At 48.0% G+C, this 12,199-nt stretch carries 12 protein-coding genes and 1 other RNA gene; 7 read left to right on the top strand and 6 right to left on the bottom strand.

What is annotated here, in order from left to right; translation table 11 throughout:
- Positions 1-37 precede the first annotated feature (37 nt).
- Entirely contained in the window at positions 38-703 is a 666-nt protein-coding gene (locus AC4BAP_RS07020) for a hypothetical protein (protein WP_490581910.1), read from the top strand.
- On the opposite strand, the gene AC4BAP_RS07015 is transcribed toward AC4BAP_RS07020, so the two are convergent.
- The 5 genes from AC4BAP_RS07015 to ffs all read right to left on the bottom strand — a co-directional run bounded on the left by AC4BAP_RS07015 (position 700) and on the right by ffs (position 3,504).
- The gene (locus AC4BAP_RS07015) at positions 700-1,620 is read right to left on the bottom strand and encodes a glycosyltransferase family 2 protein (RefSeq protein WP_490581909.1); all 921 of its coding nucleotides are present in this window, start codon (positions 1,618-1,620) and stop codon (positions 700-702) included. The two genes, AC4BAP_RS07020 and AC4BAP_RS07015, sit on opposite strands and share 4 nt — an antisense overlap.
- On the bottom strand, positions 1,610-2,320 hold the full coding sequence (locus AC4BAP_RS07010) for a cell division ATP-binding protein FtsE (protein ID WP_490581908.1): 711 nt from the start codon (positions 2,318-2,320) through the stop codon (positions 1,610-1,612). Before AC4BAP_RS07010 ends, AC4BAP_RS07015 begins: the two co-directional genes overlap by 11 nt.
- Before the next feature lie 8 nt (positions 2,321-2,328).
- A complete protein-coding gene (locus AC4BAP_RS07005) occupies positions 2,329-2,532 on the bottom strand; it encodes a fructose-6-phosphate aldolase (RefSeq protein WP_242927157.1) in 204 nt (67 codons plus the stop codon).
- A gap of 105 nt (positions 2,533-2,637) precedes the next feature.
- Positions 2,638-3,294, bottom strand: a complete 657-nt coding sequence (gene fsa / locus AC4BAP_RS07000) for a fructose-6-phosphate aldolase (RefSeq protein WP_490581907.1) — start codon at positions 3,292-3,294, stop codon at positions 2,638-2,640.
- 112 nt (positions 3,295-3,406) lie between these two features.
- Positions 3,407-3,504: signal recognition particle sRNA small type (ffs, locus tag AC4BAP_RS06995), an RNA gene on the bottom strand.
- A gap of 1,148 nt (positions 3,505-4,652) precedes the next feature.
- Between ffs and guaA the strand changes: the two genes are divergently transcribed.
- The 5 genes from guaA (at position 4,653) to AC4BAP_RS06970 (ending at position 10,595) form a co-directional block, all read left to right on the top strand.
- On the top strand, positions 4,653-6,182 hold the full coding sequence (guaA, locus tag AC4BAP_RS06990; RefSeq protein ID WP_490581906.1) for a glutamine-hydrolyzing GMP synthase: 1,530 nt from the start codon (positions 4,653-4,655) through the stop codon (positions 6,180-6,182).
- Positions 6,183-6,293: 111 nt separating this feature from the next.
- Positions 6,294-7,979, top strand: coding sequence for an ABC transporter substrate-binding protein (locus AC4BAP_RS06985; RefSeq protein WP_490581905.1), 1,686 nt, complete (start codon positions 6,294-6,296; stop codon positions 7,977-7,979).
- 26 nt (positions 7,980-8,005) lie between these two features.
- Positions 8,006-9,298: a glutamate-1-semialdehyde 2,1-aminomutase gene (hemL, locus tag AC4BAP_RS06980; protein WP_490581904.1), complete on the top strand. Its 1,293-nt coding sequence runs from the start codon at positions 8,006-8,008 to the stop codon at positions 9,296-9,298.
- 93 nt (positions 9,299-9,391) lie between these two features.
- On the top strand, positions 9,392-9,928 hold the full coding sequence (dcd, locus tag AC4BAP_RS06975) for a dCTP deaminase (RefSeq protein ID WP_490581903.1): 537 nt from the start codon (positions 9,392-9,394) through the stop codon (positions 9,926-9,928).
- A 181-nt stretch (positions 9,929-10,109) separates the two neighbouring features.
- Positions 10,110-10,595 carry a DUF4890 domain-containing protein gene (locus AC4BAP_RS06970; protein WP_490581902.1) on the top strand — a complete coding sequence of 162 codons (486 nt, stop codon included), beginning with the start codon at positions 10,110-10,112 and terminating at the stop codon, positions 10,593-10,595.
- An 81-nt stretch (positions 10,596-10,676) separates the two neighbouring features.
- On the opposite strand, the gene gldC is transcribed toward AC4BAP_RS06970, so the two are convergent.
- Entirely contained in the window at positions 10,677-11,021 is a 345-nt protein-coding gene (gene gldC / locus AC4BAP_RS06965) for a gliding motility protein GldC (RefSeq protein ID WP_490581901.1), read from the bottom strand.
- 75 nt (positions 11,022-11,096) lie between these two features.
- Between gldC and AC4BAP_RS06960 the strand changes: the two genes are divergently transcribed.
- Positions 11,097-12,155 carry an endonuclease/exonuclease/phosphatase family protein gene (locus tag AC4BAP_RS06960; protein ID WP_490581900.1) on the top strand — a complete coding sequence of 353 codons (1,059 nt, stop codon included), beginning with the start codon at positions 11,097-11,099 and terminating at the stop codon, positions 12,153-12,155.
- Positions 12,156-12,199 lie beyond the last annotated feature (44 nt).

Here is a 12,199-nt window from a genome sequence, read left to right as displayed (position 1 = left end):
GCGTTATAGATTACTGTTCATCAAAAACATAGATACTATGCGAAAAACATTGACGCTCCTGCTCGTTATTTTACCTACCCTGATGTTTGTATCATGCAACACGAAAGAAACAGAAGACGATGCAGAACAGGCTTTTGCTGAATACCGGGACTTTGTAATGGAAGCAGAAACAGTCTCAACCACTGACCTTACCGAGACTGAACTAAGGGCCATGCGAAAGGCAATCGAAGACACAGTGATTTGGGAAACAGAGTCTGAAGATTTGATGCAACAGTATGAAGCAAGGGAAAAAAGAGTGCGCGACCAGTTTGATACCTACGACGAAGCCAGGCAAGCAGAGATTGAAGACCTGGACACACGCTATGCAAGTGCGATGGAAAAACGTGAGCAACGCTACCAGGATGTGAGCCGCCGCTACAGGCTACGCGAAGAAATGCTGGGCTTGCCTGTCAGTGCCGACGACCTGAGCCCGATAACCGCTGCTGAACTACCTGCAGTTTACAACAGATTTGTAGAAAAACTTGAAGCCTTAGCCGTAGAATTTGAAGGAAAAGAATGGAACCTGGTGGAGGGTTGGTGGGCAGCCTTGAATAACAGAAAAGATGAACTGGCAAGCCAGTTAAGTGCAGCAGATAGTAACAGAATCAAGGAGGCAACAGACAAGTACCTGGAGATCAGGAAAAGATTTGCAACACCTGCCTAAGCAGGTACTAATACCCGGTTGGTTACCTGCTTTACTTTGCGCCCAAACAGGTATAGCCTGTATAGGTCAAAAAGCAGCAGGTTGGGGTTAGCAGAATTGAGGTTATGGCGCACCAGCCTTTCCAGGGTAGAAAACACCAGGGTATAGGCCTTCACAAGCCTGAGCTCGTTCAATACCTCAAAAGACTTTACAAGTTTGATCTGATTCAGGGCTTCCCCATCCTGGTAAAGCTGCACGAGGTTATCTACGGCTTGGTAGGTTTTGGCCAGCATGATAGGCGTTTGCTCCAGCCCCAGGTGCACCACCGGGTTGTGAATATGCTTGATGTGGATATGGTTATACCTCAGCTCCTGGGCAAAAACAGTGTCTTCGTGGCCATACCGCTTTAGTTTCTCGCGCAGCGGGAAGTGAAGAAAAATATCTTTCCTGATAAAGGCATTGCACAGGTAAATATCCGCGTAAGGGTTAAGCTGCCGTTCCTTCATACTTTTGGAACCACGCAGTTTGCCATACTTCCAATGCAACCTGTAAGGCCGCTCCGGCGCTTTAGACACGTATACGATCCCGCCAATGACTACTTCGCTTTTGTGGCCGGCAACTAAATAGTTGTAAAGGAAATTATGCGAAACTGGCAAGCAGTCGTTGTCCAGCATTAACAGGTAATCGAAGCGGGCATCGGTGGCAAGTCTGTTGCGGATGGCTGCCCTGCCTATGTTGGAAGGCAACTCGAGGTAAACAACTTTTTTTTGCCTGGCAAGTGGCCGGTTAATGGCTTTTATTTCTTCATCCGAGCCATCGTCGTAAAGCAGGATCTCGTAACGAATGGCTAAACGCTTACACTGGGCTATCAGTGTGTGCACCATCGCCGTTACATCCTGGTTATAAACAGGTATGAGTATGGATACCTCAGTAACCATTTGTTAATGCAAATTGCTCCACCTTAGAATCCAGTACCTTGCCATTCTCACATTTAAGCACGCGCTTTGGGTAGCGGTTAATGATCTCGTAGTTGTGTGTGGCCATCAGAATAGCTGTACCGCTGTTGTTGATCTCCTCGAACAGTTTCATGATGCCGTCGGCAACCATTGGGTCCAGGTTACCGGTAGGCTCATCGGCAAAAAGTATAACAGGCTCATTCAGCAATGCGCGCGCAATTACAATACGCTGCTGCTCACCCCCCGATAGCTGGTGCGGCATTTTAGACGCAGCAGCATCCAGGCCAACACGCATCAGCACTTCAGAGATACGCTGTTTTATTTTGGATTTGTCTTTCCAGCCGGTAGCACGAAGCACAAACAGCAGGTTCTCAGCAACGGTCCTGTCGAAAAGCAACTGAAAATCCTGGAAAATGATACCGATCTTGCGGCGCAGGTAAGGCACCTGCTTTTTAGGCAGCTTTGATAGATTAAAATCTGAAACCGTTGCAGCGCCGGTCAGCAAAGGCAGGTCTGCATACAAGGTTTTCAGCAATGAGCTTTTTCCACTTCCGGTACGCCCCACTAAGTACACGAACTCTCCTTTTTCAATATCAAAATTGACATTGCTGAGAATTGTATGCACATCCTGATAAATAGCAACTTCGCGAAGCGATACTACTGGTGAAGTAGAAAAATTCATATAAGGGTTTAAATCTCTAATTTCTGAAGCTTACCAAATTCAAGCGATTCGATAAGGGCAGCAAGCGCATCCTCTTTCCCCTCCAACCCATAACGGTCCAGGTTCTTCAGAGGTCTGTCGGCTCTAAAATAAGCAATTAGCACAAAATTATCATCCCGAAGCTGAATATAATCCGGAATTTTTGCCTTGCCTTTTACTTTGATGATGTACATCTCTTTTTGAATTATGAATTTTAAATTATGAATTATGAATTACAAATGCGCAGTACTATCCACTGCACCATTCATAATTCATAATCCTTAATTCATAATTGGGAATTACTTATTCCCTTTTGCGTGGTCGGCCAGGAACTGCTCAAGTCCGCTGTCTGTAAGCGGGTGTTTCAGCAGGCCAGTGATCACTTTAAGCGGGCAGGTTGCCACATCTGCACCCACTTCAGCGCACTGCACAAGGTGCATTACGTGGCGCACTGAGGCGGCCAACACCTGTGTCTGGTAGCCATAGTTACCATAGATATGCACGATCTGTTCGATCAGGGCTAAACCGTCCGTAGAAACATCATCCAGGCGGCCAATGAACGGAGACACGTATGTGGCACCGGCTTTAGCAGCCAATAGAGCCTGACCGGCAGAGAATACCAGCGTACAGTTTGTTTTGATGCCTTTTTCGCTGAAGTAGCGGATAGCCTTCACGCCGTCGCGGATCATAGGAACCTTTACCACGATGTTCGGGTGCAGTTCGGCAAGCAACTCGCCTTCACGCACAATGCCCTCAAAGTCAGTGGCGATAACTTCAGCGCTGATGTCACCGTCTACGATCTCGCAGATCTGCTTGTAATGCGACATTACATTGTCGTGGCCGAAAATACCTTCTTTCGCCATCAAAGATGGGTTAGTGGTTACGCCATCCAAAACGCCTAAGTCGTGCGCTTCCTGAATTTCCTGCAGGTTTGCAGTATCGATAAAGAATTTCATAATGCTGAAGTGTAGTAGATTATGCCTACAAATCTAACGCATTAATTGAGAATCCGGAAAGTAATAGCTGGAAATTTGACGGAGAGGAGCCCCTTTGGGGTAAGGGCAAAAAAAAGTGGCAAACCGACATCGCGCCGCTACAACCACCTACCCTTGCTACCTTCCGGTCCTGGGGGAATTCAGCGGGAGCTGGCCGTGCCGATTTGCCGTTGCAAAGGTACGAACAATTTGATTTAATGCAAACAAATATGTTTTTAAAGTATACTTTTCAAGTACTCAAAGGGCTTTTACCCTGATGATCAGGGAGAAAAAAATCTCTTTTCAGAATCAGGATTTGCAGGATTAGTGGATGGACGGGATTTTTTGGAACTGCTTCACCCTTTACCTCCCCTAGCCCCTCCTTTTGTCGAGGGCCCCTTACCCCAAACCAGGAAAGGGACTTCTGCCCTTGCTGCGTGTTCTCACCAGCAAGTATAATAGCCAGTGCCTTTTAATTGTTGGTGAAACCACCAACAATTAAAAGGCGGGAAATGGAGAGGGAGCTTTCATATTTACTGGTTTACTTGCGCCAGCATCCAGCTGGTGCCGCCAAGTGGGTGCGAGTCTCCAGACTCGCTTGTGCGTTTTCTGGAAACGATTGACACACCCCTGCCCCTCTCGAGAGCGGAATTTACCTCCCCTAGCCCCTCCTAACAACAGGAGGGGGATTTTCAGTGAACGATTGACACATCCCTAAGAGTTACACTTGCTAGCTCAAATCGCTCGATTGGGCTAGTCTGCAAGAGGGGAGTCTAGGCCATTGCTGAATTGAGATGTAAGTTTCATTGTTCATGCCGCCCTCGGACAGGTCGTTCGCCCCTCAAAAATGCCAGAGTTAAAAGACCTCGCAGCGTGCGAAGCTCCTGCGAGTGTCTGGTATTACTGGGTCAAACCACCCCTTTATCCCCTCAGAGCTACGCTCGCAATCTTCGAACTCTCGTTCTCGATTGTCCAAGGAGGGGGAGTTTCTGCTATTACTGTTTTATACTTTTATGCCAATTGCAGAAGGCTTTAACCAAGAAGTGTCAATCCCAGCCTTTGGGTTGAGCGCTTTAGCGGGTTCCGGTGACGAACGGAGTGAGGCAGCCAGAGGTACGAGGGCAGGAAGACGGTGTAGCGCGATGCCCGAAGGCGAGGCCACCCGGCCTTGAGGGCACCAAACTATAATATGAAACGATAGGCAAGTGGGGCTGAGGAAAAAAGCAAGCTCGATAGAATAGCTCAAGTATAAGTATACACGGCACTCCCCCACCAAAACCCCACAACCAATAAAAACAGATTCTATTGGCAAATACTATAAAACAGCCTTACCTTTGCACATGCCAGAAAAAATTCTCATCCTCGACTTTGGCTCCCAATACACCCAGCTAATTGCCAGAAGGGTGCGCGAGCTAAACGTATATTGCGAAATATACCCCTACAACAATGTTCCAGCCCTTGCAGAAGATGTAAAGGGTGTGATCTTTTCAGGTAGCCCATGCTCCGTACGTGACCACGAACACCCTACCATAGATCTGAACCAGTTTTTAGGCAATGTTCCGGTGCTTGGTGTTTGCTATGGCGCTCAGCTAATGGCGCACGAACTTGGTGGCGAGGTTATGCCATCTACTATCAGAGAGTATGGCCGTGCACGCATAAGCGAGTTGCACAACCACGACAAGCTCCTGAAAGAACTTACTTTAGGCTCTGTAGTATGGATGTCGCATGGCGATACCATTAAGGATACTCCTGAGAACTTCGAGGTAATTGCCAGCACAGAGAGTGTGCGCGTGGCCGCCTACAAACTGCGCGGACAGGAAACCTATGGTATCCAGTTCCACCCGGAGGTAACGCACTCCGAAGAAGGCAAAACCTTGCTTCGCAACTTTGTGGTGCATATCTGCGGCTGCCAGCAAGACTGGACCTCCGAGCAATTTATAGATGCCACCGTAGCTGATCTGCAAGAGCAGCTAGGCGATGATAAAGTGGTGCTTGGCCTGTCAGGCGGCGTGGACTCCAGCGTGGCTGCCATGCTGATTCACCAGGCAATTGGCAAGAACCTGTACTGTATTTTCGTGGACAATGGCCTGTTGCGCAAAAATGAGTTTGAGCAGGTGCTGGACTCTTACAAGCACATGGGCCTTAATGTAAAAGGCGTTGACGCTAAGGATAAATTCTACTCGGCACTGGCCGGTATTTCAGACCCAGAGCAGAAGCGCAAAGCCATCGGCAGGGTATTTATTGAGGTGTTCGACGAAGAATCGCACAAGATAGAGGATGTGAAGTGGCTGGCACAGGGCACCATCTACCCGGATGTTATTGAGTCGATGAGCGTGAAAGGGCCTTCTGCTACTATTAAATCGCACCACAACGTGGGTGGTTTGCCAGACTTTATGAAACTGAAAGTTGTTGAGCCACTGAAGACTTTGTTTAAAGACGAGGTTCGTTTGGTGGGCAAGGCACTTAAAATAGATGATGCTATACTTGGCCGCCACCCGTTCCCGGGTCCGGGTCTGGCCATCCGTATACTTGGCGATGTAACCCCGGAAAAAGTAAACATCCTGCAGCAGGTAGACCATATCTTCATCAACAACCTGAAAAAAGACGGACTTTATGACGAAGTATGGCAGGCAGGCGCTATACTTACGCCGCTTCAGTCGGTTGGTGTGATGGGTGATGAGCGTACCTATGAAAATGTGGTGGCCCTGCGCGCCGTAACAAGTATAGACGGCATGACAGCGGATTGGAGTCGTTTACCGTATGAATTCCTGGCAGATGTATCCAACGAGATCATCAACAAGGTGAAAGGCGTAAACCGCGTGGTGTACGACATCAGCTCTAAACCACCAGCCACTATTGAGTGGGAATAAGTATAATGGATTGATCTTTGAATGAGTGGCCCAGTGGATTAAATAGTTTAACGATTCACCAGGCCACTCATTCGCTCATTCAGAAATCATGAAAGTATGAACTCTAGCTTCTTGAAAAAAATTGCTGGCTTAATGCTGCTGGTAGTACTGGCAATGCCCGCGCAGGCACAGGTACAGGACCCGGCCATAGCTTACAGCAATGGTAAAATACTGCTGCAGCAGCAAAAGTACGACCAGGCCATGGCCGAGTTAAGGCCGGTTATCAGCAGCAATTCAGCTTATGCACCCGAGGCTAACTACTTGTATGCACTTGCCGCATTTAAAGGCAATAAACTGAAAGAGGCATACGACATGCTGCTGCAACTGCAGAACCAGCACCCCAACTGGTATGGTATGAACGAGGCGGACTACCTGCTGGCCAATGTGTTGCTTGAGCAGGGAGAATACCAGCGTGGTATCAGCAAGTTACAGGAGTTACAAGGCACGCCACTGGCAGCCGATGCCGGTAACCTGAAACGTTTTTACCTGAGCAGCCTGAACGACAGGGCCGCTTTTGAGCAATTGGTGCAGCGCTTCCCCAAGGACAAGGAAGTGGCCCAGGCCTTTGCCAATAAGCTGATCGGGGGTTGGTACCGCACACAGGACAGGGAGTTGCTGGAAACGCTGGTATCACGCCATAACCTGGACCGCAGCCGCTATTTAAATAAAGATGTGCTTCGTGAGAAAGGCTACAACGTGGCATTACTCCTCCCCTTTCAGCTTAACCAGGACTACAAGCAAACCGCACGCTCCAGCCAGTTTGTAACAGACCTCTATGCAGGTATTAAACTTGCCCAGGACTCGCTTCAGAAGCAGGACATAAATATCAACCTGTATACTTACGACACCGGTGCCGACACCATGAGCGTGAAGCGCGTGCTGGATTTGCCTGAACTGAAGCAGATGGACCTGATCATTGGACCGCTGTACAAGTCAACGGCGAAGGTAGCGGCCCGCTATGCCGCCCAAAATAACATCAACGTGATCAATCCGCTTTCTCAGGACCCGGAAATGGTACGTGGTAATACAAACACGTTCCTGTTCGAGGCATCAATAGCAACGCAGGCCAGGCAGGCTGCCGCATACGCTTACCAAAACTTCTCTCCTAAGGTGGCTACGATCTTGTTCGAAGAGTCCAGGGACGATACCACGTTTGCGCGGTACTACCGCCAGGAGTATATCCGCTTAGGGGGTAAGGTCAGAACCTATCGCAAGATAAACTCTGCCCAGACCACGGCAACGGCCACCCTGTTCAATGGCCTTAACCTGCAAGAACTTGGGCATATTGCCGTCTTCTCAGATAAAATGACGGCTGCGGTAAATGCCACCAGCGCCGTGCAAAGCAAAGCCCCGAAGCTGCCTATCATCACCTATGACAAGTGGCTGGAAATAAACCAGATAACACTGCGCCAACTCGACAACCTGGAAGTATACTTCATCAGCCCAAAGTATATTAACAAGCAAAACCCGGGCAACAACTGGTTCCGCAAAAAGTATGTGAGCAAGTATAACTTAACGCCCTCTCCTTTTGCCTATGCCGGCTTTGAGATGATGTATTATTTCGGGCAGATGCTGAAGAAGTATGGCCCGCAGTTTAACCAGCAGCTACAGAACAGCAACGTGAAGCCAGGTGTGCTCTACACTGGCATCGGTTACGCTGACCAGGGCGGCAAGAACGAAGTTCGCCACGATAACCAGTATGTTCCCATCACTAAGCTGGAAAACCTTGAGCTGATCGTGGTAAACCCTGTTTTTTAAAGAATTACAAAAGATTTACAAGATATATGATACAAGCACCCGTTAGCAACGACCTTTTTCTTCGTGCCCAGAACACAATTCCAGGAGGTGTGAACTCCCCTGTGCGTGCCTTTAAAGCAGTAGGCGGCAACCCGCGCTTTATGGTTTCGGCAAAAGGAGCCTATATGTATGATGAGGATGGTAACCGCTACATCGACTTTATAAACTCATGGGGCCCGATGATCCTGGGCCATGCCGCTGAGGTGGTACAAGAGGCAGTGATAAAGGCTATACCTAACTCCCTTTCGTTTGGTGCGCCTACCCGCAAAGAGATCGAGATCGCTGAACTGATCGTCAGCATGGTGCCTAGTATCGAGAAAGTGCGCATGGTAAACTCCGGTACCGAGGCAACCATGTCGGCTATACGCGTTGCCCGCGGATATACAGGCCGTGACAAGATAATTAAGTTTGAAGGATGCTACCATGGCCACGGCGACTCATTCCTAATATCGGCCGGCAGTGGCGCCATTACACTTGGTGTGCCGGATAGCCCTGGCGTTACCAAAGGTACTGCTAATGATACCCTGACAGCTCCATTTAACAACCTGGATGCCGTAAAGATGCTGGTTGAAGCAAACAAAGGCCAGGTGGCTGCCATTATTCTGGAGCCAGTGGCTGGCAATATGGGACTGGTAACACCTGCAGAAGGTTTCCTGCAAGGCCTTCGCACCCTATGCGACCAGGAAGGGATCGTGCTGATATTTGACGAGGTGATGACAGGTTTCCGTTTGGCCCCGGGTGGTGCACAGGAGCTATATGGTGTTACCCCGGACATGAGCACACTGGGCAAGATCATCGGTGGCGGCATGCCTGTGGGTGCCTATGGCGGCAAAAAAGAGATAATGGACTTCGTGGCGCCGGCCGGTCCTGTTTACCAGGCGGGCACCTTATCCGGTAACCCAATTGCCATGGCTGCCGGTATGGCCATGCTAACCTACCTGAAAGAGCACCCTGAAGTATACACGCAGCTTAACAGCATTACAGACAAGCTTGTAAATGGCATGCGCCAGAACATGCAGGAGCTAGGCGTAAACTTTACGCTTAACCGTGTTGGCTCTATGTTCAGCGTGTTCTTCACCAACCAGCCGGTAACCGATTTCGATAGCGCCAAGACATCAGACACAGCCCTTTTCGGCCGTTACTTTAATGCCATGCTGCAGAGAGGCGTTTACCTGGCACCTTCGCAGTACGAAGCGTTGTTTGTGTCCACTGCCATCACTGAAAGTATAGCCGACGAGTATATTAAAGCCAATCTGGAAGCATTAAAAGAAGCCTTGTAATCAAGCACATTAATTATCGATCAAATCAGCTGAGGCCGCTCAAAACTGTGGCCTGAATTGATTACATTTACTCATTAGTATACTTTTACCCTTATGATATTAACTGATAAGCAGATTTTAGAGGAGATGGAGAACGGCACCATCCTGGTGGAGCCTTTTAACCGCGATTGCCTGGGCACCAACTCCTACGATGTTCACCTGGGCCGCTACCTGGCTACTTACAAAGACGAGGTGCTGGACGCACGCAAGCACAACGAGATCGAGACATTTGAGATACCGGAAGAAGGCTATGTGCTGCAACCGGGACGTCTGTACCTGGGCGTTACGCTGGAGTATACCGAGACCCATGCCCATGTGCCTTTCCTGGAGGGTAAGTCTAGTGTAGGCCGTTTGGGTATTGACATACATGCAACAGCCGGAAAAGGCGATGTAGGTTTCTGCAACACCTGGACACTGGAGATCTCTGTATCGCAGCCTGTTAGGGTATACTATGGCATGCCGATCGGCCAGTTAATATACTTTGAGGTAAAAGGCGGAATTGAGAACTATTACAATAAGAAACAGAACGCCAAGTATAATAACCGCACCATTACTCCAGTAGAATCCATGATGTGGATGAATGAGTGGTAAAATATCTTATTTTTTCTTAAAAAAGGCTGATTTACAGGGTAGATCAGCCTTTTTTGGCATAATATCTGTACTATATTAGACGAAAATAATTTGTAACGTATACAGGAATTTTTTGAAAGCCCTCCACGTTGTAAGTTTAAATCGGGAAATTAAATATAAAACTATAGAAAAGGATAAAGAAATGAAGAAGCTACTGGTAATGACTTGTATGATGTTTGGATGTGTGTTTACTGCTGCTGCTGGCGGTGGTGCGAAGACAACCGCGAAGAAAACAGTAAAGTTAGATAAGAAAACTGCTGTAGTTGCTGAGCAAAGAGCAAAATACCTTTCAGACAGAATGATCGTTGATCTGGGATTAAATAATTACCAGTCACGCAAGATAAGAGAGATAAATAGTGATGTTGTTGCCCAGAAGATGGCCGTTGAAGCTGAGTTTGCAGGCAACCAGGCCATCATCGACCTGAAGTGCAAAGAGATCTGCAATGAGCGCGATGTACAATTAGAAAACGTACTGAGCACTAAGCAGTATAACGAGTACTTCGGTGACCGTAAAGTATACAACCAGACCGAGAAAGATTTTATGGCTAGCCTTAACCAGCAGGAAAACGGTAATCAGACCGCTTCCGTTAACGAGGCTGCCCCGGCAACATCAGTTAGCCTGAACTAAACCAGAAGCTTCTATTTTTAAATAGAACAAAAGAGCCCCACATGTGGGGCTCTTTTGTTTTTATACTTTAAGGGCTGTAAACTAACCGTTCGTGTTGTTCTTCTGCTGCTCTTCGATGTGCTTCATCAGGTCTTCGCAAAGGGCGCGCATTTTCTGGGCCATCACGTTATCGCTTGTAGCCGTGGCTATACTTTGTGCCATGGCACCAATGGTGTCCACGTAAAAGTATTTCATCTCATCTACAGGCATATCCTTTGTCCAAAGGTCAATCTTCATGGTGCCGGCCTCATCACGGTCCCATAGCGAAATGTTGATTGCCTTTGCAAAATGGATCTTCTCTCCTGCGTCTGTAGCTCTCCAGCTGATCGCTTCCGGGATACGGTTATCGTCCAGGGCTATGCTGAAATATATCTCTGATTTTTTCATTTTCTCGGTTTTTAAACTTTATACTATATATATCACGTACTATGCTTTAAACATATAGATGCACAAAGTTACGCGATGCGCCACGGAATAAAAACTCTATTACTCATTTTTACCCTAAGCACTCTTTTAGGCTGCTCCAGGGTACTTTCGCCTTCTTCAAAAGGCAAGCTTCATACGATAGCCTTTTACAACACGCAAAACTTTTTCGACACGATAAATGACCCCAACACTGCCGATAATAATTTTACACCGAATGGCAGCATGAAATGGGACCAGGAAAAGTATAACCGCAAAGTACAAAAGCTGGCCAGCACTATAGAACGCATAGGAGGCGGAAACGGCCCGGCCATAATTGGTCTTACGGAGGTTGAGAATGCACTTGTACTACAGGATTTGCTTAAAACGCCGCAACTGCGCAAGATGAAGTATGAATATGTGCACTTTGAATCAGAAGATGCACAAGGCCTGGACCTGGCCCTGCTCTATAAACCCAATCTGTTTAAGGTAGAATCGAAGCAAAGTATAAAGATTGACTATGACCAAAACCTTAAAGGTAAGGGCATTATACAAGTTAACGGTAAACTGCAGGGTGAGCCCTTAACGCTGTTCCTGAACCACTGGCCTGCACGGGCCAACACACGCCGTGGCCGCCAGGAAAACAGCCTGCTGCCCAATGCAGCAGCCACACTCCGTAAGGAAATAAACGCAATACAGGCCAAAAACCCTGATGCCAACATTATTGTAATGGGCGACTTTGACACAGAGCCTAAATCCTCGGTGATGGAGCAGGTATTAAAGGCTACTGGCAGGCCAAACCCATACTATAAACAGGAACTGTTCAATACATTTTACATGCACTACGTAAACGGCCTTGGCAGCTACCATAGCCGCGGCGATTTCAAGATGCTAGATCAGATCATCATATCTAAATCGTTGGTTAGTGGAAATGGGCTTGAGTATGTGAGGGGCTCGGCCAAGATCTTCAATCCTACCGAGATCAAATTCATGTACGGCAAGTACAAGGACACCCCATTGCCCACCTTCTCCGGCACAACGTATTTCGGAGGGCCAAGCGATCACTTTCCGGTGTTTATACAGGTGCGGAAGACAAAACGGAAACCACCACTTACCTAAAAACAGAAGAAGGTGGGCTGTCGGGCCCACCTTCTTCTGTTTTA

This window comes from Pontibacter sp. GD7 (assembly GCF_058216375.1).
The sequence above is the reverse complement of the archived record's forward strand: the minus strand, read 5'-3'. Positions and strand labels throughout refer to the sequence as shown.